The organism is Micromonospora okii (genome assembly GCF_020884795.1).
Taxonomy (GTDB): Bacteria; Actinomycetota; Actinomycetes; order Mycobacteriales; family Micromonosporaceae; genus Micromonospora; species Micromonospora okii.
In genome coordinates this window covers 495,983-520,152 of record NZ_BBZF01000012.1, presented here as the reverse complement: position 1 = coordinate 520,152, position 24,170 = coordinate 495,983, and the positions used below count along the sequence as shown (strand labels likewise).

The 24,170-nt window shown below is 75.1% G+C and carries 23 protein-coding genes and 1 pseudogene; 12 read left to right on the top strand and 12 right to left on the bottom strand.

What is annotated here, in order from left to right; genetic code table 11:
- Positions 1-121: 121 nt before the first annotated feature.
- The 4 genes and pseudogenes from LPU43_RS01675 to LPU43_RS01660 form a co-directional block, all read left to right on the top strand.
- A complete protein-coding gene (locus tag LPU43_RS01675) occupies positions 122-529 on the top strand; it encodes a hypothetical protein (RefSeq protein ID WP_229398100.1) in 408 nt (135 codons plus the stop codon).
- 144 nt (positions 530-673) lie between these two features.
- Positions 674-901 carry a hypothetical protein gene (locus tag LPU43_RS01670; protein WP_229398098.1) on the top strand — a complete coding sequence of 76 codons (228 nt, stop codon included), beginning with the start codon at positions 674-676 and terminating at the stop codon, positions 899-901.
- A 27-nt stretch (positions 902-928) separates the two neighbouring features.
- Positions 929-1,300, top strand: a complete 372-nt coding sequence (locus tag LPU43_RS01665; protein ID WP_229398096.1) for a hypothetical protein — start codon at positions 929-931, stop codon at positions 1,298-1,300.
- 89 nt (positions 1,301-1,389) lie between these two features.
- Positions 1,390-2,028 (top strand): annotated as a pseudogene (locus tag LPU43_RS01660) (pirin family protein); the annotation flags it as partial.
- A 50-nt stretch (positions 2,029-2,078) separates the two neighbouring features.
- Here the strand turns inward: LPU43_RS01660 and LPU43_RS28520 are convergent.
- Positions 2,079-2,207, bottom strand: coding sequence for a hypothetical protein (locus LPU43_RS28520; RefSeq protein WP_255684262.1), 129 nt, complete (start codon positions 2,205-2,207; stop codon positions 2,079-2,081).
- A gap of 143 nt (positions 2,208-2,350) precedes the next feature.
- Between LPU43_RS28520 and LPU43_RS01655 the strand changes: the two genes are divergently transcribed.
- Positions 2,351-3,940 carry a phospholipase D family protein gene (locus tag LPU43_RS01655; protein WP_229398615.1) on the top strand — a complete coding sequence of 530 codons (1,590 nt, stop codon included), beginning with the start codon at positions 2,351-2,353 and terminating at the stop codon, positions 3,938-3,940.
- Here LPU43_RS01655 and LPU43_RS01650 read toward each other — a convergent pair.
- Positions 3,889-4,623 (bottom strand): hypothetical protein, encoded by a 735-nt coding sequence (locus LPU43_RS01650; RefSeq protein ID WP_229398094.1) that lies wholly within the window; start codon positions 4,621-4,623, stop codon positions 3,889-3,891. The two genes, LPU43_RS01655 and LPU43_RS01650, sit on opposite strands and share 52 nt — an antisense overlap.
- Positions 4,624-4,950: 327 nt before the next feature.
- Between LPU43_RS01650 and LPU43_RS01645 the strand changes: the two genes are divergently transcribed.
- Both LPU43_RS01645 and hrpB read left to right on the top strand, forming a co-directional pair.
- The gene (locus LPU43_RS01645; protein WP_229398092.1) at positions 4,951-5,775 is read left to right on the top strand and encodes a SigB/SigF/SigG family RNA polymerase sigma factor; all 825 of its coding nucleotides are present in this window, start codon (positions 4,951-4,953) and stop codon (positions 5,773-5,775) included.
- 101 nt (positions 5,776-5,876) lie between these two features.
- Positions 5,877-8,465 carry an ATP-dependent helicase HrpB gene (hrpB, locus tag LPU43_RS01640; RefSeq protein ID WP_229398091.1) on the top strand — a complete coding sequence of 863 codons (2,589 nt, stop codon included), beginning with the start codon at positions 5,877-5,879 and terminating at the stop codon, positions 8,463-8,465.
- 17 nt (positions 8,466-8,482) lie between these two features.
- On the opposite strand, the gene LPU43_RS01635 is transcribed toward hrpB, so the two are convergent.
- Positions 8,483-9,211, bottom strand: a complete 729-nt coding sequence (locus tag LPU43_RS01635; RefSeq protein WP_229398089.1) for a PP2C family protein-serine/threonine phosphatase — start codon at positions 9,209-9,211, stop codon at positions 8,483-8,485.
- A 221-nt stretch (positions 9,212-9,432) separates the two neighbouring features.
- On the opposite strand from LPU43_RS01635, the gene LPU43_RS01630 reads away from it, so the two are divergent.
- Entirely contained in the window at positions 9,433-12,054 is a 2,622-nt protein-coding gene (locus tag LPU43_RS01630) for a glycoside hydrolase family 9 protein (RefSeq protein ID WP_229398087.1), read from the top strand.
- Positions 12,055-12,200: 146 nt separating this feature from the next.
- Here LPU43_RS01630 and LPU43_RS01625 read toward each other — a convergent pair whose 3' ends face one another.
- The 6 genes from LPU43_RS01625 to LPU43_RS01600 form a co-directional block, all read right to left on the bottom strand.
- Complete coding sequence (locus tag LPU43_RS01625) at positions 12,201-13,331, bottom strand: snapalysin family zinc-dependent metalloprotease (RefSeq protein ID WP_373321639.1); 1,131 nt, start codon at positions 13,329-13,331, stop codon at positions 12,201-12,203.
- A gap of 188 nt (positions 13,332-13,519) precedes the next feature.
- Positions 13,520-13,777, bottom strand: coding sequence for a UBP-type zinc finger domain-containing protein (locus LPU43_RS01620; protein WP_229398082.1), 258 nt, complete (start codon positions 13,775-13,777; stop codon positions 13,520-13,522).
- Positions 13,774-15,348 (bottom strand): Na+/H+ antiporter, encoded by a 1,575-nt coding sequence (locus tag LPU43_RS01615; RefSeq protein ID WP_229398081.1) that lies wholly within the window; start codon positions 15,346-15,348, stop codon positions 13,774-13,776. Before LPU43_RS01615 ends, LPU43_RS01620 begins: the two co-directional genes overlap by 4 nt.
- 38 nt (positions 15,349-15,386) lie before the next feature.
- Positions 15,387-16,349: a TIGR03885 family FMN-dependent LLM class oxidoreductase gene (locus LPU43_RS01610; RefSeq protein WP_229398079.1), complete on the bottom strand. Its 963-nt coding sequence runs from the start codon at positions 16,347-16,349 to the stop codon at positions 15,387-15,389.
- A 38-nt stretch (positions 16,350-16,387) separates the two neighbouring features.
- Positions 16,388-17,806, bottom strand: coding sequence for an NADP-dependent succinic semialdehyde dehydrogenase (locus tag LPU43_RS01605; protein ID WP_229398077.1), 1,419 nt, complete (start codon positions 17,804-17,806; stop codon positions 16,388-16,390).
- Positions 17,807-17,818: 12 nt separating this feature from the next.
- Complete coding sequence (locus tag LPU43_RS01600; protein ID WP_229398075.1) at positions 17,819-18,082, bottom strand: DUF6343 family protein; 264 nt, start codon at positions 18,080-18,082, stop codon at positions 17,819-17,821.
- A 168-nt stretch (positions 18,083-18,250) separates the two neighbouring features.
- Between LPU43_RS01600 and LPU43_RS01595 the strand changes: the two genes are divergently transcribed.
- Complete coding sequence (locus LPU43_RS01595) at positions 18,251-19,099, top strand: GDSL-type esterase/lipase family protein (RefSeq protein ID WP_229398073.1); 849 nt, start codon at positions 18,251-18,253, stop codon at positions 19,097-19,099.
- A gap of 108 nt (positions 19,100-19,207) precedes the next feature.
- Here LPU43_RS01595 and LPU43_RS01590 read toward each other — a convergent pair whose 3' ends face one another.
- From LPU43_RS01590 to LPU43_RS01580, 3 genes are all read right to left on the bottom strand, one after another.
- Positions 19,208-20,047 carry an EcsC family protein gene (locus LPU43_RS01590; RefSeq protein ID WP_373321629.1) on the bottom strand — a complete coding sequence of 280 codons (840 nt, stop codon included), beginning with the start codon at positions 20,045-20,047 and terminating at the stop codon, positions 19,208-19,210.
- A gap of 39 nt (positions 20,048-20,086) precedes the next feature.
- A complete protein-coding gene (locus LPU43_RS01585; RefSeq protein ID WP_229398071.1) occupies positions 20,087-20,233 on the bottom strand; it encodes a hypothetical protein in 147 nt (48 codons plus the stop codon).
- Between the two features lie 199 nt (positions 20,234-20,432).
- Entirely contained in the window at positions 20,433-21,368 is a 936-nt protein-coding gene (locus tag LPU43_RS01580) for a peptidase M23 (RefSeq protein ID WP_229398069.1), read from the bottom strand.
- Positions 21,369-21,786: 418 nt separating this feature from the next.
- Here LPU43_RS01580 and LPU43_RS01575 point away from each other — a divergent pair, with 418 nt between their 5' ends.
- The 3 genes from LPU43_RS01575 (at position 21,787) to LPU43_RS01565 (ending at position 24,039) form a co-directional block, all read left to right on the top strand.
- Positions 21,787-22,710 carry a proteasome assembly chaperone family protein gene (locus LPU43_RS01575; RefSeq protein WP_229398067.1) on the top strand — a complete coding sequence of 308 codons (924 nt, stop codon included), beginning with the start codon at positions 21,787-21,789 and terminating at the stop codon, positions 22,708-22,710.
- Between the two features lie 36 nt (positions 22,711-22,746).
- On the top strand, positions 22,747-23,547 hold the full coding sequence (locus LPU43_RS01570) for an exodeoxyribonuclease III (protein ID WP_229398065.1): 801 nt from the start codon (positions 22,747-22,749) through the stop codon (positions 23,545-23,547).
- A gap of 171 nt (positions 23,548-23,718) precedes the next feature.
- The gene (locus LPU43_RS01565; protein WP_229398063.1) at positions 23,719-24,039 is read left to right on the top strand and encodes an antibiotic biosynthesis monooxygenase family protein; all 321 of its coding nucleotides are present in this window, start codon (positions 23,719-23,721) and stop codon (positions 24,037-24,039) included.
- Positions 24,040-24,170 lie beyond the last annotated feature (131 nt).

The following is a 24,170-nucleotide window of genomic DNA, read 5'->3' as shown; positions in this document are numbered from 1 at the left end:
GAAACGCCCGCCTCGGGCCGCACCTGGGGCGGGCGTTTCGCTTTCCGTCTTGCGCTAACCGTCTAGCGCAAGCTAGGTTGTTTACACGCCCCACGGGGAACGCAGAACCGAGGAGATAGCCGTGAACGTGCTCGACCCCGCCGCCGTCATCGCCGCCACCCCCGCCCAGCTCGCCGCGCTCGGCCCGGTCGCCCTGGGCGACGCCCGCCGGACCGCCCGCGTCGCCGCCACGATGAGCCGCCCCGGCGCGGCCGAGGCGCTGGCCCGGGTCGAGGAGGCGCGCGCCGCGCGGCCCGCGCTCGTGTTCCGTACCGGCTGGGTCCGCGACCCCCTCGCGGTCGACCCGTCGGCGTTCATCCGGCACGCGTCCTACGCGGGCGACGCCCGGTACTCCGTTCGCAACGCCGCGCCCGGGTGGCCGATGGTCGTCGCGTACGACGGGTTCGGTATCGGCATGGCGGACTGGGGCAACTGGGCCCAGGTCGCCGACGTGGTCGCCCGCCACCACGCCGCGCGGGTCGCCTCCTGACCCGCCCGGGGCCCGCCTCGACCGGGGCGGGCCCCTACCCTGAGGCACAGCGAAGGAGAGACCGTGAGCAATCGAGCGGATAACCGACTGAAGGCCGGCGACTGGGTCGAGGTACCTACGTTCGGTGCGTGGCGACGTGCGCAGGTGACCCACGTCGGGCGGGGGCACCTGATCGCCAGGACGGACATTGGCGGGCAGTGGCGAGGCGACCCCGCGCAGGTGCGCCGAGAAGCGCCGTCGGCCGCCGCCGACCCCGCCCCCGTGCCGGTCGCCGAGGCGCTGCGGGAGTTGGCCGGTGACCCGGGCGACCCGTCGCACGTGATCGTCTCCCGCGCCTACCTGCTGAAGCTCGCCGCCCAGCTCGACGCCTGACCCGCCTACCCAGACAAGGGCCGCTTTATGAGCCGCGTTCAACAGTTCCGCGTCTACTGGGACACGTACAGTCCCAAGGTCGACAAGTTCCGTGACCTGCGCATCGCCCGGCGGTGGATGGAATCGGGCGTACCGGCCCCGGAAGCCGCCGCCTGGGCAAACCTCGGCTTCCTTCCCGAGGAGGCCGCCCCGCTGATCGCCGACGGCATCACCGCGGACACTGTCGAGGAGACCGAGCGGCACGCCGCGCAGGCCGTCGGCGGGCCTGAAGCCCTAGCCGCGCTGCGCGTCGCCGAGCTAACGGGTACCGGGGCGCTTGTCGGCCCGGATGACCTGATTCGGGTCGTCGACCCGCTCGACCCGACCCGAGAGATCATCACGGTACGGCCTACCGACTGACCGACCCCGCCGAACGCCCCGCCCCGGACCTCGGGCGCGGGGCGTTTCGCTGTCCGGGGTGTCCCGTTCTTAGATGTGCGTCTAGAGGCATGTCCGTGGGCAGCGGCCTGCTGCACATCGAGGCGCCGCCGGAGCACCTGGTGGCCAGCGGCGGCCTCTTCCACGGCCTCCAGCTCTGGGTGAACCTGCCGAGGGCGGCGAAGATGATGCCGCCGCGCTACCAGGACATCCGGGGCCGGCAGTCGGCGCTGCTCACCACCGTCGACGGCGGCGCGCTGATCCGCGTCATCGCCGGTGAGGTGGCCGGGCACCGGGGGCCGGGCTCGACCCACACCCCGATCAGCATCGCCCACGTCACGGTGCAGCCCGGTGCCGAGCTGAGCCTGCCCTGGCAGCCGGACTTCAACGCGCTGGTCTACGTGCTCGCCGGTCGCGGCACGGTCGGCACCGACCGCCGGCCGATCCACACCGGCCAGCTCGCCACCCACGGCCCGGGCGACGCGCTGCGGGTCACCGCCGACGCGAAGCAGGACTCGAACACCCCCGCCCTGGAGCTGTACGTCATGGGCGGACAGCCGATCCGGGAGCCGGTGGCGCACTACGGCCCGTTCGTGATGAACACCCGGGCCGAGCTGATCCAGGCGTTCGAGGACTTCCAGGCAGGCCGGCTCGGGGTGGTTCCGGCGGAGCGGCTGCCGCACACCGGCGGCCGGGGCGACCGCCCCTGACCGGCGGAACGGGCGTCACCGGGCTGCCCCGGTGGCGCCCCTCGGCGGGCTCAGGAGACCGCGAAGATCCCCGCCACCCCGAGCAGCACCATCACCAACACGGCGACCAGCGCGCCCCGCTCGTTCTCCACGGGCTGCTCGCGGTGCTCGGTCACGGCATCGGTCGTCTCGGCGGGCATGGAACGGCCTCCTCGGTGTTCGCGTCGGGTCTCGGGTGGCGCCACGTCGATTGTCGACCAGGTCACCGGGGGTGCCCGTCGGCGTGCGGACGCGGCGCGGGGGTCCTACCGTGAAAACGTTGTCGACCTCGGAGGGCTGGAACGTGGCGCTGTGGGACTGGTTCCTCACCACGCCGGAGCGCGCCAACCCGGCCTCTGAGTTACCCGTCTGGACGACTGGAAACCTCGTCGAGCCGCTGATTCACGGCGCGGAGTACTTCGACCGGCTGGTCGACGAGGTGGAGGCCCTGGGAGAGGGCGACCACCTCTTCTTCACCGACTGGCGGGGCGACCCGGACGAGCGGCTGCGCCCGGACGGCCCCACCGTCGCCCAGCTCTTCGCCCAGGCCGCCCAGCGCGGTGTGCTGGTCAAGGGCCTGATCTGGCGCTCGCACCTGGACTCGCTGTCGTTCAGCGAGGCGGAGAACCGCAGCCTCAGCGAGCTGGTCTGCGCGGCCGGCGGCGAGGTGCTGCTCGACCAGCGGGTCCGGCGCGGCGGCTCGCACCACCAGAAGCTCGTCGTGCTGCGTCACCCCGGCGCGCCGGAGCGCGACGTCGCCTTCGCCGGCGGGATCGACCTGTGCCACAGCCGCCGCGACGACGCCGACCACCACGGCGACCGGCAGGCGGTGGCGATGTCGCCCCGCTACGGCGACACCCCGCCCTGGCACGACGTGCAGCTCGCGCTGCGCGGGCCGGTGGTCGGGGCCCTCGACGTCCTCTTCCGGGAGCGGTGGACCGACCCGATGCCGCTGGACTCGGAGAACCCGCTGGCGTACCTGCGGGACCGGCTGCGCGGGGCGGACCTGCGCCCGGACCCGCTGCCCGAGCGGCCGACCGACCCGCCGCCGTGCGGCCCGCACCAGGTCCAGGTGCTGCGCACCTACCCGGCGGTCCGCCCGCGCTACTCCTTCGCCCCGGACGGCGAGCGCACGGTGGCGCGCGGCTACACCAAGGCGGTGCGCCGGGCCCGCCGGCTGATCTACCTGGAGGACCAGTACCTCTGGTCGACCGAGGTCGCCGACCTGTTCGCGCGGGCGCTGCGCGCCAACCCGGAGCTGCACCTGGTGGCCGTGGTGCCCCGGCACCCCGACGTCGACGGCCGGTTCGCGCTGCCGCCGAACATGGTCGGCCGGGAGCAGGCGCTGGCGCTGTGCGGCAAGGCCGCCCCCGACCGGGTGCACGTCTTCGACGTGGAGAACCACGCGGGCGACCCGGTCTACGTGCACGCGAAGGTGTGCGTGGTCGACGACACCTGGGCCAGCGTCGGCAGCGACAACTTCAACCGCCGCTCCTGGACCCACGACAGCGAGCTGTCCTGCGCGGTGCTGGACGAGACCCGGGACGACCGGGCCCCGCTGGACCCGGGCGGCCTGGGCGACGGGGCCCGGCGCTTCGCCCGGGAGCTGCGGCTGCGGCTGTGGCGCGAGCATCTGGACCGGGCCCCGGGCGGCGGCGAGGACGACGACCTGCTCGACCCGGCCTCGGCGGTGGCGGCGATCACCGCCGCCGCCGACGCGCTGCAACGCTGGCACGACTCCGGCCGGGTCGGCCCCCGGCCCCCGGGTCGGCTGCGCCCGCACCGCCCCGAGCGGCTGCCCTGGTACACCCGGGCGTGGGCGCTGCCGGCGTACCGGCTGGTCTACGACCCGGACGGCCGGCCGCTGCGGGCGCGGTTGGCGGGCACCTGGTGACCGCTCGGGTCGCCGGCCGGCGGGCCGTGGGCGAGGGCGCCCCACCCGCCCGGGTACGCGAACGACGCGCGCGGGGAGTAGAAGCCCTCGGTGATGTCGAGCGGGTTCGCCGGGCGTAGCGGGTGGACGGGGTGGTGCGGGTCGAGGAAGTCGACCGACTCCACCTCGAACGGCGCGACCGGCTCGACCAGGTACGGGTGGACCCCGTGGAGCAGCTCCCCGCCGCGGGCGGTGAGGTAGCGGTGGTGCCCGCTGCGGACGACGTGACCGGTGTCGCCGACCAGGGAGCGGGTCCGGATGAGCGGCACGCCGTCGACCTCGGTCTGCGCCACGAGCGTGCCGCCCCGCTGCTCCAGCCAGGTGTGCCCTGCGGCGACCGGGGCGCCGCGCACGGCGGCGTACCCGCGCACCCGGGCGCTGGAGCAGAGGTAGTGCGTCCACCAGCCGCCGGGCTCGTCGACCCCGGCGAGCCCCACCCCGAGGTAGGTCAGCGAGTACGCCCCGAGCCCGGAGGTCTGCGTCCCGTCGTCGACCACGTACTGGTTCATGAAGACCCGCCGGTCCTCGGCGGCGCGCAGGGCGGCCGGGAGCAGGGCGGCGACCGCGTCGGGGTCAGCCGGCAGCCAGCTGAGGAAGACCATGCGGCTGTGCACCACGAGGTGCGGGTCGGCGGGGTCGAGCACGGTGCCTCCCGGGCCGGGGCGACGTTCCCCGCGACGCTACGGGCCGTCCCGTGGGCGGGACAACGACGGAAAGTCGACAGCCCGCCCGCCGGTTTCGAGCCTCGGCAGGAGGAGCACGGGACCTCAGGAAGGAGTAATCGCGATCACAAGTTCCTAGGTTTGCCGCCCTTCTGGGCGTTTTGTTCCTGAAAACACCTTAGACGCATCGTACTTTCGGCTAGATTTCCTGGAGCTGATCGGGCTAAGGTGAGTCCCGAACGGCCCATTCGAAGCTAAACCACAGCGTCACGTCTTTTATCCGCGGACGAGGTGCAGGGAGGACCACCCATGACCGCGCCAACGACCAGCGAGCGGACCACCACAGCTCCGTCCACGACGGAGAAGCTCGACCCGCGTGCGCTCACCGACAGCGCCGCCGACATCCTGAACGCGATGGCCGCGCTGCCCGCCAACCACCCGTCGCGCGCCGCGATGCGGGACCGGGCGATCGAGGCCTGGCTGCCCCTGGCCAACCACCTCGCCCACCGCTACAGCGGCCGGGGCGAGCCCACCGACGACCTGGCGCAGACCGCCGCCGTCGGCCTCATCAAGGCCATCGACAAGTTCGACCCCTCGCGCGGCGTCGACTTCGCCGGCTACGCCATCCCGACCATCATCGGCGAGCTGAAGCGGCACTTCCGCGACCGCACCTGGGACATCCGGGTTCCGCGTCGCCTCCAGGAGCTGCGGCTGGCCATCTCCGACGCCAACAGCTCGCTGCTGCAGACCCTCGGCCGCTCCCCGACGGTCGCCGACATCGCCGCCCACCTCAAGCTCACCGAGGAAGAGGTCCTGGAGGGCCTGGAGGGCGCCCGCGCGTACAACGCGGTGTCGCTGTCCACCCCGACCGGCGACGGCGACCGGGCCACCGAGCTGGGCGACATGCTCGGCGGCGAGGACAACGAGTTCGAGCTGGCCGAGCTGCGGGTCGCCCTCGGCCCGGCGCTCTCCACGCTCGACGAGCGCGAGCAGAAGATCCTGACCCTGCGCTTCTACGGCAACCTGACCCAGTCGCAGATCGCCGAGCAGATCGGCGTCTCCCAGATGCACGTGTCCCGGCTGCTGGCCCGGGCGCTGACGAAGCTGCGGGGGCAGCTCGACGGAACGTACTAGGGCTGAGCCCCACCGGGCCCGGTCGGCGATGCGCCGGCCGGGCCCTTTCGTGCCCCGGTACGCCCCGACGGCCCGGTGGCGGCCGGTGGGACAGTAGGACGGTGCTCGCCGACGTACCCCTCGACCTGCCGGTCCGGCCCGCGCTGCCGGCGCTGCTCGATGCGCTGCGCGCGGCCGGCGGCGCGGTGCTCGTGGCCCCGCCGGGCACCGGTAAGACGACCCTCGCGCCGCTGGCCGTGGCCGGGGCGGTCGCCGGCCGGGTGGTGATCGCCCAGCCGCGCCGGGTCGCCGCCCGCGCGGCGGCGCACCGGATGGCCGCGCTGCTCGGCGAGCGGGTCGGCGACCGGATCGGGTACGCGGTGCGCGGTGAGCGGCGGGTCGGCCCCGCCACCCGCGTGGAGGTGGTGACCACGGGCCTGCTGGTGCGCCGGCTGCACCACGACCCGGAGCTGCCCGGCGTCGACGCGGTGCTGCTCGACGAGTGCCACGAGCGGCAGCTCGACGCCGACCTGGCGCTGGCGTTCAGCGTGCAGGCTCGGGAGGCCCTGCGCCCCGACCTGTGGCTGCTGGCGATGTCGGCGACCCCGGACGCGGACCGGTTCGCCGCGCTGCTCGGCGTCGACGGCGCGCCGGCCCCGGTGGTCCGGGCCGCCTCGGCGCTGCACCCGGTGACCCGGGTCTGGGCCCCGCCGCCCCGGCCGGTCACGCTGACCCCGTCCGGCCGGGTGGACCCGGCGCTGCTGGACCACGTGGCGGCCACCGTCCGCCGGGCCCTCGCCGAGCGCGAGGGCGACCTGCTGGTCTTCCTGCCGGGGGTCGGCGAGATCGCCGGGGTGACCGGCCGGCTGGCCGACCTGCGCGGCCCGGTCGCCCTGCTGCCGCTGCACGGCCGGCTGCGCGGGGCCGAGCAGGACGCCGCGCTGCGCCCGGCCGACCGGCGGCGGGTGGTGCTGGCCACCGCCGTGGCCGAGAGCAGCCTGACCGTGCCCGGGGTGCGGGTGGTGGTCGACGCCGGCCTTTCCCGGGTGGCCCGGGTCGACCTCTCCCGGGGCCTCGGCGCGCTGGTCACCGTGCCGGTGTCCCGGGCGGCGGCGACCCAGCGGGCCGGCCGCGCCGGCCGGGAGGCCCCGGGGCACGTCTACCGGTGCTGGTCGGAGGCGACCCACGCCCGGCTCGCGGCGCAGCCGGAGCCGGAGATCGCCACCGCCGACCTGACCGGGTTCGCCCTGGAGCTGGCCGCCTGGGGCGACCCGGACGGCTCCGGGTTGGCCCTGCCCGACCCGCCCCCGGCGGCGGGGATGGCCGTCGCCCGGGAGACCCTGACCACCCTCGGCGCGCTCGACGCCGACGGCCGGGTCACCGCGCGCGGCCGGGCCATCGCCGGGGCTGGGGCGCACCCCCGGCTGGCCCGCGCCCTGCTCGACGGGGCGCCGGTGGTCGGCGCGGACCGGGCCGCCGAGGTGGTGGCGGTGCTCGCCGAGGACGCCCTCGCCGGGCCGGGCGACGACCTGGCCGCGTCGTGGCGGCGGCTGCGCGCCGGGGTCGACCCGGCGGCCACCGCCCGCTGGCGGGCCGAGTCCCGCCGGCTGCGCGCCGCCCTGCCCGCCGGCCGGCCCCCGAACGGTGGCCCGGCCCCGAACGGTGGCCCGTCCGCGCGTCGGGAGGGTCGCCCGGCCGTCCCGAGCCGGGGGCCGGGGGCCGACCGGCTGCCCGACGACCTCGCCGCCGGGCTGCTGGTCGGGCTGGCGTACCCGGAGCGGCTGGCCCGCCTGCGCCGGGCGGGCGGGTCGGCGTACCTGATGGCCGGCGGGACCGCGGCGGAGCTGGCGTCGGGCTCGGGGCTGGCCGGCGCGGCGTGGCTGGCGGTCGCGGTCGCCGACCGCTCCCCCGGCGCGCCGACCGCGCGGGTACGGCTGGCCGCGCCGCTGGACGAGGCCACCGCCCGGGAGGCCGGCGGGGCGCTGCTGCGCACGGAGCGGGAGGTGACCTGGTCCGGCGGGGACGTGGTGGCCCGGGAGGTGGTCCGGCTCGGCGCGATCGAGCTGGTCGCCCGGCCGCTGACCCGGCCGGACCCGGCGCTGGTCGCCGCCGCCCTGCGCGACGGGCTGCGCCGCGACGGCCTGGCGCTGCTGACCTGGACCCCGGCCGCGCGGGCGCTGCGCGAGCGGCTGGCCTTCTGCCGGCACGCGCTCGGCCCCGACTGGCCGGACGTGGACGACGCCGCCCTGCTCGCCTCGGTGGACGCCTGGCTCGGCCCGGAGCTGGCCGCCGCCCGCCGCCGGGCCGACCTGGCCCGGGTCGACGTCGCCGCCGCGCTGCGCCGGCTGCTGCCCTGGCGCGAGGCGGCCCGGCTCGACGAGCTGGCCCCCGAGCGGCTCGCCGTGCCCAGCGGCTCGCGGGTGCGGGTGGACTACGCCGACCCGGCCGCCCCGGTGCTGGCGGTGAAGCTCCAGGAGACCTTCGGCTGGGCCGACGCGCCCCGCATCGCCGACGGGCGGGTGCCGGTGCTGCTGCACCTGCTCTCCCCCGCCGGGCGGCCCGTCGCGGTCACCGCCGACCTGGCGTCGTTCTGGCGCACCGGCTATCCGCAGGTCCGCGCGGAGCTGCGCGGGCGCTACCCCCGCCACCCCTGGCCGGAGGACCCGACCACCGCCGAGCCGACCCGCCGGGCCGCCCCGCGCCGCCGCTGACCGGCCGCCGCCCGGCGTCAGCTCTCGGCGACGACGTCGGCGACGACCACGGTGACGTTGTCGGGGCCGCCGGCGCGCAGCGCCAGGTCGATCAGCCGGCGGGCGCACTCCTCCCGGTCCGGGTACCCGCCGAGGACCTCGGCGAGGGTGTCCGGACGGACCACGTTGGACAGGCCGTCGCTGCACAGCAGCCACCGGTCGCCCGCCCAGGGCACCATCGTGGCGTACGACGGGGAGACCTCGCCGCCCTGCAACGCCTGGGTGACCACGGCCCGGCGGGGGTGGCTCGCGGCCTGGTCGGGGGTGATGAGGCCCTGGTCGACGAGCATCTGCACGAAGGTGTCGTCCCGGGTGATCTGCTTGAGCACCCGCTCCCGGTAGAGGTACGCGCGGGAGTCACCGACGTGGGCCAGGGCGAGGCAGCTCCCGGTGCGGGCGAAGAGCAGGGCGGTCAGGGTGGTGCCCATGCCCTGCCGCTCGGGGTCCTCCTCGACCGCCTGGCGGATCCGCGCGCTGGCCAGCTCGATGCCGCCCTGGAGGGCGGCGACGAGGGCGTCCTCGGGTGTCGCCTGGTCCAGCGGACCGACCGCGTCGATGGCGATGCGGCTGGCCAGATCGCCGGCGGCCATCCCGCCCATGCCGTCGGCGACGGCGACGAGCCAGGCCCCGGAGTGCAGGGCGTCCTGGTTGCCGCTGCGGATCAGCCCGCGGTCGCTCGCCCCGACGGAACGCAGCTTCAGGGTCATGGGTGGCAGCCTGCCAGTTGGAGGCAGCAGTTGTCTCTAGGAGATCGCGACGACGCCGCGTGGCGCGGCGAATCTCACGCGGCGCCTCGGCGGGGGAAGCGAGCCGACCCCACATTATTCAACTCTCTCGATTGACACGGCCGACGCCCGCTGGAAACATCGGACCGAAAACTGGGAGCGCTCCCAGTTTTCGGCACCCGTCCCCCCGGAAGGATCCCCCCGTGACGCCATCCCCCCGCCGCCGACGCCGCCTGGCGTTGCTCGCCGCGGCGACCGCCCTGGCCCTCACCGGCACCGCCCCCGGCGTGGCCCACGCCGAGGTCCCCCCGGACGCCCCCGAGCAGATCAAGAACGGCACCTTCGACGCGGGCGTCTCCCCCTGGTTCTCGTACGGCACCGGCCCGCTCGGCGTCACCGCCGGCCGGCTCTGCGCTACCGTCCCCGGCGGGCTGGCCAACCCCTGGGACGCCGGCATCGGTCAGGACGCCGTGCCGCTGAAGGCCGGCGCCGAGTACGAGCTGTCCTTCGACGTCTCCGCCACCCCCGGGGCGAACGTGCGGGCCGTGGTCCAGTTGGGCACCGCCCCCTACACCCAGTACGCCGCCGTGGACGCCGCCGCCACCGGCACTTCCCGGCGCTTCGCCACCACCTTCACGGCGAGCGAGGACAACCCCAGCGCGCAGCTCATCTTCCAGGTCGGCGGGGCCGCTGCCGAGCAGACGGTCTGCCTCGACGACGTCTCGCTGCGCGGCGGCGAGCCGCCGAAGCCGTACGAGCCGGACACCGGCCCCCGCGTCCGGGTGAACCAGGTCGGCTACCTGCCGGGCGGCCCGAAGAACGCCACGATCGTCACCGAGGCCACCGCCCCGCTCGACTGGCAGCTCAGGTCGGCCTCCGGCGCGGTCGTCGCCAGCGGGCGGAGCACCCCGCGCGGGGTCGACGCCGCCTCCGGCCAGAACGTGCAGACCGTCGACTTCTCCGCCCACCGGACCCCGGGCACCGGCTACACCCTCGTCGCCGACGGGGAGACCAGCCACCCGTTCGACATCTCCGGCACCCTCTACGACCGGCTCCGCAGCGACGCCCTCCAGTTCTTCTACATCCAGCGCAGCGGCATCGCCATCGACGGCGACCTGGTCGGCGAGGAGTACGCGCGCCGCGCCGGCCACCTCGACGTCGCCCCGAACCGGGGCGACACCTCCGTGCCCTGCCAGCCGGGCGTCTGCGACTACTCCCTCGACGTGCGCGGCGGCTGGTACGACGCGGGCGACCACGGCAAGTACGTGGTCAACGGCGGGATCGCCACCTACCAGCTCCTGAGCACCTTCGAGCGGACGAAGACGGCGGCCACCGCCGACGGCGGCGCGGCGCTGGGCGACTCCACGCTGCGGGTGCCCGAGCGCGGCAACGGCGTGCCCGACGTGCTCGACGAGGCCCGCTGGGAGCTGGAGTTCCTGCTGCGCATGCAGGTGCCCGCCGGCAAGCCGCTGGCCGGGATGGCCCACCACAAGATCCACGACCGGAACTGGACCGGACTGCCGCTCGACCCGGCCGACGACCCGCAGCCGCGCGAGCTGCACCCGCCGTCCACTGCGGCCACCCTCAACCTGGCCGCCGTCGCCGCCCAGTGCGCCCGCCTCTTCGCCCCCTACGACGCGGCGTTCGCCACCCGCTGCGGCACCGCCGCGCGGAGCGCGTACGCGGCGGCCAAGGCCCACCCGGCGATCTACGCGAGCCCGGCCGACAGCACCGGCGGCGGCGCGTACGACGACACCGACGTCAGCGACGAGTTCTACTGGGCCGCCGCCGAGCTCTACCTGAGCACCGGCGGGGCCGCGTACCTGACCGACCTGACCGCCTCGCGGCACCACACCGGCGCGGTCTTCGGCGACCAGGGCTTCGCCTGGCAGGGCGTCGCCGCGCTGGGCCGGCTCGACCTGGCCACCGTGCCGAGCGGTCTGCCGGCCGCCGACCGGGCCCGGGTCCGCGCCTCGGTGACCGCCGCCGCCGACCGCTACCTGGAGATCCTGCGCGGCCAGGCGTACGGGCTGCCGATGCCCGGCGACGCGAACAGCTACTTCTGGGGCGCCAACGGCAACATCGCCAACAACGCCGTCGTGCTGGCGACCGCCTTCGACCTGACCCGCGACGCGAAGTACCGGGACGGGGCCGTGCAGACGGCCGACTACCTGCTCGGGCGCAACGCGCTCAACATGTCGTACGTGACCGGGTGGGGCGAGCAGCACGCGCGCAACCAGCACAGCCGCATCTTCGGCAACCAGTTGGACCCGACCATGCCGAACCCGCCGGCCGGCTCCCTCGCGGGGGGCGCGAACGCCGGCCTGCAGGACCCGTTCTCGGCGAACCTGCTGGCCGGCTGCAAGCCGATGTTCTGCTTCGTCGACGACATCAACTCGTACTCCACCAACGAGGTGGCGATCAACTGGAACTCGGCGCTGGCGTGGCTGGCCTCGTTCCTCGCCGACCAGGACGACGCGGCGGCGGTGCCCGCGCCGACCTGCGCCGCCACGTACACCAACTACGGCGCCTGGTCCGGCGGCACCGGCTTCACCGCCCAGGTCACGATCCGCAACACCGGCACCGCCACGGTCGACGGCTGGACGGCCCGGTTCGCCTTCACCGGTGACCAGAGGGTGCGCGACGCCTGGCTGGCGAAGGTGACCCAGTCGGGCGCCACGGTGACGGCGCGCAACGAGTCGTACAACGCCCGCCTGGCCCCGGGCGCGACGGCGACGTTCGGCTTCAACGCCACGACGTCCGGCGGCGCCAACCCCGCGCCCACCCTGATCACCCTCAACGGCGCCCCCTGCACCCTCTCCTGACGCCCACCCCGCCCGCAGGGGCGCGCACGTACACGGAACGAGGGGTCGTCCCGCTCGGGATGACCCCTCGTTCCGTGTGGTCGTCGGGGTGGGGCCGGCGCGCCCGCTCCCGTTGCGGAGGGAGCGGACGCGCCGACGCGTGGGGGTCAGACGGGCAGGCCGCCGACCTGGGTGTTGATCCAGGAGCGGATCGACGGCAGGTCACCGTAGATCGACGGGGCGGTGGCGCAGGTGGAGCTGTTGTTGCCCGCCCGGCTGGTCGCGCCGATCAGGTTCCACACGCCGTTGGCCCCCCGGGTGACCTGGGGACCGCCGGAGTCGCCGTAGCAGGCGCCGGCGACGCCGCCGGTGTTGTTGGTGCAGATCTCGTACGGGCCGTTGATGCCGCTGCACCGGGTGTCGGCCACGATCGAGGTGTCCAGCTCCCGGGCCCCGGTCGGGGCGGAGCCGCAGCCGGGCGTCGCGCAGGTCTGGCCCCAGCCGATGATGCGGGTGGCGGTGCCGACCGGGCCCGAGGTGGTCGGGATCGGGGCCGGCGCGTGGCTGACCGAGGTGCCGAGCTGCAAGAGCTTGACGTCGATCGTCGGGTGGTTGACCGCCCGGATCACGGAGGCGACCGTGCCGCCGCTGGTGCGGTTGGTGCTGCCCACCCGCACCGAGGCCGGCGTCGAGCAGTGCTTCGCGGTGACCACCCAGTTCGCCTTGATCAGCGAGGCGGTGCAGCCGGAGCTGTAGACGAGGAAGGAGTAGTTCTCCGACGCGGGCACGCCGCCGACGACGTTCGGCGTGATCTCGCCGCCGCTCTCCTCACCGTTCCAGACGTACGTCTTCTCGCCCGCCTGCGCGGCGAGGCCGCCGGCGAAGAGCGAGTTGACCCGGGTCGCCTCCGCCGCGCTGGGGTTGGCGTTGGTACAGGACACGGGCGCGCTGCTGCCCGACATCAGGTCCGAGCAGAGCCCGGTGCGCCGGTCCGGCAGGCCGAGGATGTGGCCGAGCTCGTGGGTGGCGATCCGGGTGCGGTGGTAGCCCTGGTTCACCGCCTGCCAGCCCATCCAGACGTACCCGCTGCCGAGCGAGGTCGTCTGGGCGCGGGGCCAGCCGCTGTCGACGTAGATGGTGATGTTGCCCGGCGTCGCGGGCAGCAGCCGCACCGTGCTGACGCTGCTGTTCCAGATCTGGGCGGCCTGGTCGAAGTTGGTGCGGAACTCGCCGGCCCGGCTGGCGTCGTAGTAGACGGTCCGGACGGCGGAGGCGCTGGTGCCGGTGGCGACCAGCATCCCGGCGGCGGCCAGGACGGCTGCGGCTGCGGCTCCCGCCGCACGCAGCAAGTTTCGTCGGAACACGCGCACTCCTCTGGATACGGGCGGGGAATCCGCCTCCATGGATGTGCGTCGATATTAGAATGAGTCCGGTCGATCCGGCGCATAGCGGTTGCGTCATACGAGCCGCGTGGGCGGGCCGGCGCTCAGCCGATCTCCTCGTCGACGAAGCACCAGCGCCACGTCTCCCCCGGCTGGACCGAGCGCATCACCGGGTGCCCGCTGGTCTCGAAGTGCCGCGTCGCGTGCCGGTACGGCGAGGAGTCGCAGCATCCCACATGCCCGCAGGTGAGGCAGGCCCGCAGGTGCACCCAGTCGTCGTTGCCGACGGCCACGCAGCCGGGGCACTCCGACGTGGTCGACGGCTCGGCGGCGCCCGCCCGGGTCAGGTGCTCGCAGCTCATGACTTCTTCTCCTGTCGCAGCAACGACTCCTCCAGGTCCAGGTCACGGTAGGCCCGCACCAGCACCTCCTCCGGAATCCGGCCGGCGTCGCGGGCGGCCCGGAACACCTCCCGCTCCGCGTCGATCATCTCCTGCCGCAGCCGGCCGTACGCGTGGGACGGGGTTTCCCGCCCGGTGCCGCCCAGCCGCTCCCAGGCCAGGTTGGTGCGCTCCTCCAGGCCCCGGCGCAGCCGGTCCACGACGGCCTTCGGCGCGGTGTCGGCCAACGCGTCCAGCCGCTCCCGCGCGGCGTGACTGGCCTGCTGCTGGACGCCGGCGGCGGAGAGCGCGTCGGCAACCGGGTCGTCCGGCGGCAGCCTGAGCCGGCGTGCCACCGCCGGCAGGGTGGCCCCCTGGGCCACCAGCGTCACCACGATCACCGCGAAGGCCAGCCAGACGAACAACTGCCGGGGGTACGGGCGCTCCTGCGCGAGGGTGAGCGGCAGGGCCAGCGCGGCGGCCAGGGTGACCACGCCGCGCATCCCCGCCCAGCCGAGGACGACGGGGAACTTCGCCAGCGGCGCCGGGTCGCGCTGCCGCGCCCGGGACACCAGCCGGGTCAGGTAGGTGACCGGGAAGAGCCAGGCGAACCGGGTCAGGACGACGGTGGCCAGCACGGCGGCGGTGATCGCGACCAGGAAGCCGAACGGCTCGTTCAGGTCCCGCACCACCTCGCGGAGCTGGAGGCCGACCAGCAGGAAGACCAGCCCCTCCAGCAGGAACCGGGCCAGCCGCCAGAACGCGCCGATCTGCAACCGGGAGGCCGCCGACATGAGTAACGGCATCCGGTGGCCGATGCCGAGACCGGTCACCACCACGGCGACCACCCCCGAGGCGTGGATCTCCTCGGCGGCGAAGACCACCGCGAACGGCACGATCAGCGACACCGCGTTGTCCAGCAGCGGGTCGCTGATCCGCTTGTGCAGGTATCCGAAGACCAGCACCCCGGCCGCCCCGACGAGGATGCCGCCGCCGGTGGCCACCAGCACCTCCCGGGCCACGTCGCCGACCCCGACCGACGTGCCGAGCGTCGCGATGGTGGCCACCCGCAGCAGCACCAGCGCGGTGGCGTCGTTGAGCAGGCTCTCGCCCTCCAGGAGGGTCACCACCCGGCGGGGCAGCCCGATGCGGCGGGCCACCGCCGTGGCGGCCACCGCGTCCGGCGGGGCCACCACCGCGCCCAGCGCGAGGCAGGCCGCGAAGGGCACCCCCGGCAGCAGCAGGTGCACCACGACGCCGACGGCGAACGCGGTGAAGATCACCAGGCCGATGGCGAGCAGCAGGATCGGGCGCAGGTTGAGCCGGAACGCCGGCACGGAGGTCTCCAGCGCCGCCACGTACAGCAACGGCGGCAGGATGCCCACCAGCACCAGGTCGGGGTCGAGCCGAACGTGGGGGAAGCCGGGCACGAAAGAGAGCGCGAGGCCGAGCACCACGAGCAGGATCGGCGCGAGCACCCCGAGCTTGCGGGCCAGCGCCGCCCCGAGGGTCGCCACCGCGAGGACGACGACGACCTCGAACAGGGACTCCATGAACTACGAGCCTAGGCCGCGGCCCGGCGACGGGCTGGTCACACCCCCCGCAGCTTCGGCAGCACCTCGGCGGCGAAGGCGTCGATGAAGGCCCGCTGCTCCTGCCCGACGTGGTGCAGGGCGATCTGGTCGAAGCCCAGCTCCACGTACTCCTCGAGCCAGCCGACGTGCCGGCCGAGGTCGGCGGAGACGTTGACGGTGGAGGTGACCTTCTCCATCGGCACGTCGGCGGAGACCGCGTCGAAGTGCTCGGCGGTCTCCAGGTCCCAGCAGATCGGCGGGGGGAAGACGTTGCTGCGCCACTGGTCGTACGCGATGGCCTCGGCCTCGGCCTGCTCGGGCGCCCAGCTCACGTGCACCTGGAGGTGCAGCGGGCCCCGCCCGCCCGCGTCCCGGTAGGCGTCGATCATCCGCCGCAGGTGGTCGGTGGGGGCGTTGACCGTGATCAGGCCGTCGGCCCACTCGGCGCACCAGCGGGCGGTGGCCACGCTCACCGCCGCGCCGACCAGCGCCGGCGGCTCCTCGGGGCGGGTCCACAGCTTCGCCCGGTCGACCGTGACCAGGCCGTCGTGGCTGACCTCCTCGCCGGCCAGCAGCGCCCGGATCACGTCGACGCACTCGCGCAGCCGGGCGCTGCGGACGTCCTTGCGGGGCCAGGCGCCGCCGGTGATGTGCTCGTTGCTGGCCTCGCCGGTGCCCAGGGCGGCCCAGAACCGACCCGGGTACATCGCCGCCAGGGTGCCGATGGCCTGCGCGATGATCGCCGGGTGGTACCGCTGGCCGGGGGCGTTGACCACGCCGAGGGGCAGGTCGGTGGCCTGCAGGGCCGCGCCGAGCCAGGACCAGGCGAACCCGGAGTGCCCCTGCCGCTCGCTCCACGGGGAGAAGTGGTCGGAGCACATGGCGGCGTCGAAGCCGGCCCGCTCGGCGTGGATCACCGCCTTCAGCAGCTCGGCCGGGTGGATCTGCTCGTGGGACGCGTGGAAGCCGAACACCGTCATGGCTGCCGTTCCTACCCATGACGGCGTCCGCCCAATCGCTACTCCGAGTGCGCCCCGACGCCCGCCCCGGCCCCCTCCTCGCCCCGGCCCACCCAGACGGTCTTGGTGTTGCAGAATTCGCGCATCCCCAGCGCGGACAGCTCCCGGCCGTACCCGGAGTTCTTCACCCCGCCGAAGGGCAGCTCGGGGAAGGAGGTCGTCATCCCGTTGACGAAGACGTTGCCGGCGTCCAGGTCGGTGGCGAAGCGCTCCTGCTCGTCCGGGTCGGTGGTCCAGGCGTTGGAGCCGAGGCCGAACGCCGTGCCGTTGGCGACCTCGATCGCCTCGTCGTACGAGGAGACCCGGTAGAGGCCGGCGACCGGGCCGAACACCTCCTCCGACCACATCCGCATCTGCGGGGTCAGGTCGGCGACCACGGTCGGGGGGTAGAACCAGCCGTCGCCGTCGGGCACCTCGCCGCCGCAGAGCACGGTGGCGTCGCGCTCGACCGCGTCCCGGACCTGGGCGTGCACCTCGTCCCGGCCGCCTTCGCTGGCCAGCGGCCCCACGTCCGTGGCCGGGTCCATCGGGTCGCCCACGGTCAGCGCGGCCATGTTCGCGACGAACCGCTCGGCGAACGCGTCGTAGACGTCGGCGTGCACGATGAAGCGCTTGGCGGCGATGCAGGACTGGCCGTTGTTCTGGCAGCGGGCGGTCGTGGCGGCCTCGGCGGCGGCGTCCAGGTCGGCCGAGGGCATCACCACGAACGGGTCGCTGCCGCCGAGTTCCAGCACCGTCTTCTTCAGCTCGCGGCCGGCGATCTGGGCGATGGACCGGCCGGCGCGCTCGCTGCCGGTGAGGGTGGCGGCGCGGACCCGGGGGTCGCCGAGGACGCGCTCGACGGCGTCCGAGCCGACGAGCAGGGTGGTGAACGCGCCTTCGGGGAAGCCGGCCCGGCGGAACAGGTCCTCCAGGTAGAGGGCGGTCTGCGGCACGTTGGAGGCGTGCTTGAGCAGGCCGGTGTTGCCGGCCATCAGGGCCGGCGCGGCGAACCGCACGACCTGCCAGAGGGGGAAGTTCCACGGCATCACCGCGAGCACCGGCCCGATCGGCTGGTACCGGACGAACGCGCGGGTGGCCTTGACGGCGCGGGCGTCGGCCGGCTCGTCGGCGAGCATCCGCTCGGCGTGCGCGGCGTAGAACCGGCAGGCCGCCGCGCACTTGGTCACCTCGGCCCGCGCGGCGGCGTACGTCTTGCCCATCTCGGTGGTCATCAGCCGGGCGGTCTCGTCGCGCTCGGCGTCGAGCAGGTCGGCGGCGGCGCCGAGCCACCGTCCCCGCTGGGCGACGGTGGTCCGGCGCAGCTCCCGGAAGGCGAGGTCGGTCCGCTCGATCGCGGCGTCGACCTGCTCCTGCGACATCGGGTCGTACGACCTGAGCACCGCGCCGGTGGCGGGGTTGGTGGTGGCGATGGGCATCTCGTACTCCTGTCACTCGAACAGCGAGTGCCGCGCGCCCGGCTCCTCCCGGCGGCGCGCGGCCCGGCGGCGCTGGATCACGACCAGGTCGACCACGGCGACCACGGCGAAGACCGCGCAGACGACGCCCAGGACCACCAGGTCCGCCCGGAACGCCAGCACGGCGAAGACCGTCATGACGACCAGGCCGAAGGCGGCGAGCACGAGGCGGAGGTTCAGCGCGCTGTACGCGTGGCCCACCGTGCCCCGGGCCCGCCGGGGTTGCGATCTCGTCATCCTCCCGGGCTACCCCCGATCGGCCCGGTTAACCGACCGCCGCGCCTCTACCACAGGCGGGGCGAGCCCGGTGCCGACTGCCGGAAAGCCGACAGCACGCCACCCTCCACCCCGGCGCGGCGCGTAGGGTTACCCCGCTGTCGCACTCCGCCACCCCCCTGGGAAGTCATGCCTCGACGCTGGGTTGCCGCCGCCGCCTGCCTGCTGGCCCTGGGCGCGCTCGCCTGCGAGAGCGGCGGCGAGGCCAGCCCCCGCCCCACGGGCAAGCCGCCCGCGTCCGGCACGCCCGCCGTGATGGCCGCCCTCGGCGACTCGATCACCGCTGGCTTCGCCTCCTGCGTGACGCTCAGCTCGTGCCAGCGCAACTCCTGGTCCTCCGGCGACGGGCTGCGGGTGGAGAGCCACTACCAGCGGCTGCTCGACCGCAACCCGAAGCTGCGCGGGAAGGCGTACAACCACGCCAGGCCGGGGACGCGGGCCGCGGCGCTCGCCGGGCAGGCCGAGGCGGCGGTGCGCAACCGCGCCGACTACGTGACGGTGCTGATCGGGGCGAACGACGCCTGCCGCGACGACGTCGACGCGATGACCCCGGCGGCGACGTTCCGCGACCAGGTGGACGAGGGCCTGCGGGTGCTGCGCAAGGGCCGCCCGAAGGCGCGGGTGCTGGTGGTCAGCGTCCCCGACCTGTACCGGCTCTGGGAGGTCGGGCACACCGAGCCCCGGGCGGTGCGGGCGTGGCGGCACGGCGTCTGCCCCTCGCTGCTGGCCGACGCCACCTCGACCGCGCCGGAGGACAGGGCCCGCCGGGCGAAGGTGCGCGACCGCGTCGAGGCGTACAACGACCAGCTCAGGGCTGCCTGCCGGGAGTACGGCTCGCGCTGCCGGTACGACGGCGGGGCGGTGCACCGGGTGCGGTTCAGCCTCGACATGGTCAACGCACTGGACTGGTTCCACCCCAACGTCGCCGGCCAGGGGCGGCTGGCCGACGTGACGTGGCGCGCCTCCGGCTTCGACTGACGGGCCGGGTTCCGGGGCGCGCCGGCCGACCGGCGGCCGGGCCCCCGAGGCCGGCCCGCCGCTCGCCGGCCGGGCCGACCCGACTCCCGGCCGCCCCGCGCGGACCGGCTAGCCGCGCGGCCCGGGCAGCGCGGCGGCCGAGCCCGCGTCCCGGTAGAGCTGCCGGGAGCGCTCGGCGAGTTCCTTGGTCGCCGACGAGTTCGCCCAGGTGCCGAGGATGATCGCCGCCCCCGGGACCACCTTCGCGAACATCCGCTTCGCGGCGCGCACCCCGGCCATCTGGGCCAGCCGGACGCCCAGCCGCAGCATCACCTTGCCCAGCGCGGCCTGACCGGTCGAGCCGAACAGCGCCCCGGCCCGCTCCCGCCCGGCGGCCACCCCCAGGGCCAGGCGGGCGGTCTCGGCGACCTTGTGCACCCGCTGGAGCACCAGCAGGTCGGTCGCCCGGTCGGGGTGCGTCGGGTCGATGCCGTGCGCGGCGGCGATGTGCAGCACCATCCGGGCCTGGGTCCAGGCCAGCACCCCGACGTCGATCACCGCGCCGGGCAGCCCGGCCGCGCCGGAGACCGCCCCGGAGAGCCGGGCGTGGTTGACGAACTTCCGCACCGCCTGCTCGGCCAGCTCCTCCGCCGGGGCGGCGGGGCGCTCCGCGCGCGCCCGGGCCGCCCACCGGGCCGCCTCGGGGCCGAGCCGGCGCACCGCCTCCAGCGCCAAGTGCTCCGGGGCGTACTGCGGGTCCTCCCGCATCCGGTCCCAGAGCCGGGCCGGCGGCGCCTCGGGGACGTCCTCGATGGGTACCAGGGACGCCGCCGGCTGTCGCGGCGCGGGCGGCTCCGACGCGGCGGGCTCCGACCCGGACGGCTCCGACGCGGACGGCTCCGCCGCGGTGGGCTCCGGAAGGGACGCCGGGGTGACGGGCTGGCCGTCGACGGGGGCGGAATCGGTCACGGGGGCTCCCAGGGGATGGGTGACAGGCGGAGACGCGGGTCAGCGGCGGGTGGACAACCGAGAGGCTAGCCGCTTCAGTTTCTGCTGGTTCTCCGGCTTGGCCATCTCGCGTCGGCCCCGGTCGACCAGTTGCTGCCCCTGCGGGGAGCGGAGGAACCGGCTGATCCGCTGCACCAGTGCTGACATGTCGTCCTCCTGTACGGGGTGACGGGCTACCCCATCTGTGTACCCCGTCCCGGCAACATCACTCGTCCACAGTGCCCGGTACGAAACGCCGCCGGCCCGGGCGGGGGTTGCCCACCCGGGCCGGCGGCGCGGGGCCCAAGCGTCCACCCGGGCCGGCGGCGCGGGGCCCAGCCTCCTGCCCGGGCCGGCGGCGCGGGGCCTACAGGAACGCGTCGACCACCCGCGCCGCCCGGGACTCGTGCTGGGCGTACAGGTCCGGATACGCCGAGATCTGCACGGACTGGGCCGCGACCGTCAGCGGCAGCTCCTCCCAACCGGGGATCTCCGCCAGGGCGCGGAGGAACTGCCGGGTGGCGAACTCGGGGTCCATGAGCTGACCCACCTCGCCCCACCCGCTGCTGGCGCGCTGCTGGAACAGCCCGACCGAGTCGTGGTCCCAGCCGATGCCCTGGTGCGGGTGCTCCTGCGACTCGGGCAGCACGCCGCTGGCCACGTTGTAGAGGTTGCTCTCCTGCATCGAGGTGGCCACCGCGATGACCAGCCCCCGCCGGGGGAAGCCCATCTTCTGGCCGGTGCGCACGATCACCTTCGCGTTGGCCATCTGCGCCCTGGTCAGGCCCGCCACCGGGGCGGGGTCGGCGGGGCGGACGGGCCGCGGGCGGGTGACGACCCTGTGGGTCGGGGACGCCGAGGCGGAGGGGGTCGGGGAGGCGGTGGAGGGGACGGGGGTGGGTGAGCGGTCCAGGGACCGGGTCACGGCCTCGGCCTCGGCGCGCTGCGCCAGGTCGGCGTCGGCGGTGGCGGTCGGCCCGGAGTCCGTCTCCTGCCCCGCCTGGGCGAGGGTGGCCAGGCCGAGGCAGCAGGCCACGCCGGCGGCCACGGCCACGCCGGCGCGGCGGGCCCGGCGGGGCGTCCGGGCGGGGTCGGTCGCGCCCTCGGCGGGGCGGCCGGGAAGTGGGAGGTTACGGACCCGCCCGGGGCGGGTACGGGAGAGGGCGGCAAGGGAACTCCAGCGGCGCGCGGGGCGCGCGTCGCCGGTGGTGGTGGATGGCCGTTCGGACGAGGGGGTAACGTCCGAACGGCCTGCCGCCGGTTCGGGGCTCTGCTGGTCGTCGAGGGTGCCGTCGTCACGCATTCGACGAGGCTAGGCAGGTCAGCCCCCGGATGACCCCGGCACATCCGGTGGCCATCGCCACAATTCCGGGTCCCGGAAACGGACAGCCGACCGCGCGACATTTCGGACAGGGTCGGACCGGGCACACCCGGCCAACCCCCCGGGCAGCCATGGACGCTTCCTTTCCGGCGGTTATCACCCGCAAGTCGGGCGAGACCCCTCAAGATCCCTTCCCTCCCCCGTTCGACCGACCCCGGCACCCCCGCCCGGCCGGACGCGGCGGGGACACCCGGCCGAGTGCGGGCTTGGCCGAATTGTGATCATGGATGGCGCGTCGCATCGTCCGAAACAGGAATGCACGAGGATGGCGGGTACGTTCCCCGAACCGGGAGCCGCGCGCGACGCGGCCCCGTACGCGCATCTTGGGAGGTCCGCACCGGTGCTCGACCCACACGAGCTCTACGAGCTCTCCGACGATCTGCCCGAACTCGGGCAACCGGTCCTCGTCCAGGCCCTCACCGGCTTCGTCGACGCCGGAAACGCCACCCGGCTGGCCCGCGAGCAGCTGTTCTCCTCCCTCGACGCCCGCCCGGTCGCCCGCTTCGACGTCGACCAGCTCTACGACTACCGCTCCCGGCGACCGACCATGACCTTCGTCGAGGACCACTGGGAGGACTACGACGCCCCCAAGCTGGAGCTGCACCTGCTGCGCGACGACGACGAGACCCCCTTCCTGCTGCTCACCGGCCCCGAGCCGGACCTGCAGTGGGAGCGGTTCGTGGCCGCCGTCGCCGGGCTCGCCGCCCGCCTCGACGTCCGGCTCACCGTCGGGCTCAACTCGATCCCGATGGCGGTGCCGCACACCCGGCCGACCGGGGTGACCGCGCACGCCACCCGGCCCGAGCTGATCGCCGGGTACGAGCCGTGGCTGCAACGGGTCCAGGTCCCCGGCAGCGTCGGGCACCTGCTGGAGTACCGCCTCGGCGAGGCCGGCCGCGACGCGCTCGGCTTCTCCGCCCACGTGCCGCACTACGTCGCCCAGGCCGAGTACCCGGCCGCCGCCGAGGTGCTGCTCGCCTCGGTGTCGCGCAGCACCGGGCTGCTGCTGCCGGGCGACGCGCTGCGCTCCGCCGCCGAGATGGTGCGCGTCGAGATCGACCGGCAGGTCGCCCAGACCGAGGACGCCGCCGCCCTCGTGGCCGCCCTGGAGGAGCAGTACGACGCGTTCGCCCGGGGCCGGGGCGAGAAGAACCTGCTCGCCGCCGAGGCGGGCCCCCTGCCCACCGCCGACGAGCTGGGCGCCGAGCTGGAGCGCTTCCTGGCCGAGCAGGGCCGGCCGGGCGGCGACACCCAGGGGAGCTGACCGGCGGCCGGGGCGGGGATGGGGCAGGCTGGGGACATGCGCCTGGCGACCTGGAACGTGAACTCGGTGAAGGCCCGCCTGCCCCGGCTGCTGGACTGGCTGGCCACCACCGGCCCCGACGTGGTCTGCCTCCAGGAGACCAAGTGCCCCGACGGGGCGTTCCCGGTGGCCGAGGTCGGCGAGCTGGGCTACGAGGTGGCCAGCCACAGCGACGGCCGGTGGAACGGCGTGGCCGTCCTGTCCCGGGCCGGGCTGGCCGACGTGACGGTCGGCTTCCCCGGCGAGCCGGGCTTCCCCGAGCCGGAGGCCCGCGCCATCTCGGCCACCTGCGGCGGCCTGCGGGTCTGGTCGGTGTACGTGCCGAACGGCCGCGCCCCCGAAGACCCCCACTACGCGTACAAGCTGGCCTGGCTCGCCGCGCTGCGGGACGCGCTGGAGCGGGAGCTGACCGGCGGCCCGCCGCTGGCCGTCTGCGGCGACTTCAACGTCGCCCCCACCGATGCCGACGTGTGGGACCCGGCCCTGTTCACCACCTCCACCCACGTCACGCCCGCCGAGCGGGCCGCCCTCGCGGCCCTGCGCGACCTGGGGCTGCACGACGTGGTGCCGACCCCCATGAAGGGCCCGCACCCGTACACGTACTGGGACTACCGGGCCGGGATGTTCCACCAGAACAAGGGCATGCGCATCGACCTGGTGTACGCGTCCGAGCCGTTCGCCCGCGCGGTCCGCTCGGCGTACGTGGACCGGGAGGCCCGCAAGGGCAAGGGCCCCTCCGACCACGCCCCCATCGTGGTGGACACCGACGACCCGGCCCCGGCGGCCGGGACGGCCTGACCGCGACTGCCGGAGCCCTCCTGACCCCGGCCGCCGGGGCATCCTGACCCGGCGGCTTGCGGCGACCGGGGCGTCCTGACCGCCTCGCCGGCCGAGCGGGCGGGCCGCTGTCGAGACGCGCCGACCCCGCGCCGGCCTGCCGGGGGCGGCGTCGGTGGCTAGGGTGGAGCCATGGCAGTCGTGAAAATCAACGCGATCGATGTTCCCGAGGGCGCGGGCGAGGAGCTGGAGCGGCGGTTCGCCGCCCGGGCCGGCGCGGTGGAGGGCTCCCCCGGCTTCCTCGGCTTCGAGCTGCTGCGCCCCGTGGGCGGCGAGAAGCGCTACTTCGTCTACACGCGGTGGGAGAGCGAAGAGGCCTACCAGGCGTGGGCGGCCGGGCCGTCCCGGGCGGCGCACGCCGGCGGCGAGGGCGGCGAGCAGCGGCGGCCGGTGGCCTCCGGCGCGTCGCTGCTGGAGTTCGAGGTGGTCCAGCAGGTGGCCCCCCGGTCCTGACCGCCCCGGGTGACGCCCGGCACCGCACCGACCGACCCGACCGGCGGCCTCCCGCCCCGGGCCGGCGCGCCCGGGCCGAGCGGGAGGCCCCGGCATCGGAGGCCGGTGCCCGGCCCGGTAGCTTCGGCCGC

What these genes read in the sequence shown, in the direction of transcription:
- LPU43_RS01665 (WP_229398096.1), top strand. Translation starts at nt 929, where the DNA reads ATGAGCCGCGTTCAACAGTTCCGCGTCTACTGGGACACGTACAGTCCC.
- LPU43_RS28520 (WP_255684262.1), bottom strand. Translation starts at nt 2,207, where the DNA reads ATGCCCGCCGAGACGACCGATGCCGTGACCGAGCACCGCGAGCAGCCC.
- LPU43_RS01645 (WP_229398092.1), top strand. Translation starts at nt 4,951, where the DNA reads ATGACCGCGCCAACGACCAGCGAGCGGACCACCACAGCTCCGTCCACG.
- LPU43_RS01635 (WP_229398089.1), bottom strand. Translation starts at nt 9,211, where the DNA reads ATGACCCTGAAGCTGCGTTCCGTCGGGGCGAGCGACCGCGGGCTGATC.
- LPU43_RS01625 (WP_373321639.1), bottom strand. Translation starts at nt 13,331, where the DNA reads ATGCTGGTCGCCACCGGCACCAGCGCCTCCGCCGTCCGGACCGTCTAC.
- LPU43_RS01620 (WP_229398082.1), bottom strand. Translation starts at nt 13,777, where the DNA reads ATGAGCTGCGAGCACCTGACCCGGGCGGGCGCCGCCGAGCCGTCGACC.
- LPU43_RS01615 (WP_229398081.1), bottom strand. Translation starts at nt 15,348, where the DNA reads ATGGAGTCCCTGTTCGAGGTCGTCGTCGTCCTCGCGGTGGCGACCCTC.
- LPU43_RS01610 (WP_229398079.1), bottom strand. Translation starts at nt 16,349, where the DNA reads ATGACGGTGTTCGGCTTCCACGCGTCCCACGAGCAGATCCACCCGGCC.
- LPU43_RS01605 (WP_229398077.1), bottom strand. Translation starts at nt 17,806, where the DNA reads ATGCCCATCGCCACCACCAACCCCGCCACCGGCGCGGTGCTCAGGTCG.
- LPU43_RS01600 (WP_229398075.1), bottom strand. Translation starts at nt 18,082, where the DNA reads ATGACGAGATCGCAACCCCGGCGGGCCCGGGGCACGGTGGGCCACGCG.
- LPU43_RS01595 (WP_229398073.1), top strand. Translation starts at nt 18,251, where the DNA reads ATGCCTCGACGCTGGGTTGCCGCCGCCGCCTGCCTGCTGGCCCTGGGC.
- LPU43_RS01585 (WP_229398071.1), bottom strand. Translation starts at nt 20,233, where the DNA reads ATGTCAGCACTGGTGCAGCGGATCAGCCGGTTCCTCCGCTCCCCGCAG.
- LPU43_RS01580 (WP_229398069.1), bottom strand. Translation starts at nt 21,368, where the DNA reads ATGCGTGACGACGGCACCCTCGACGACCAGCAGAGCCCCGAACCGGCG.
- LPU43_RS01570 (WP_229398065.1), top strand. Translation starts at nt 22,747, where the DNA reads ATGCGCCTGGCGACCTGGAACGTGAACTCGGTGAAGGCCCGCCTGCCC.
- LPU43_RS01565 (WP_229398063.1), top strand. Translation starts at nt 23,719, where the DNA reads ATGGCAGTCGTGAAAATCAACGCGATCGATGTTCCCGAGGGCGCGGGC.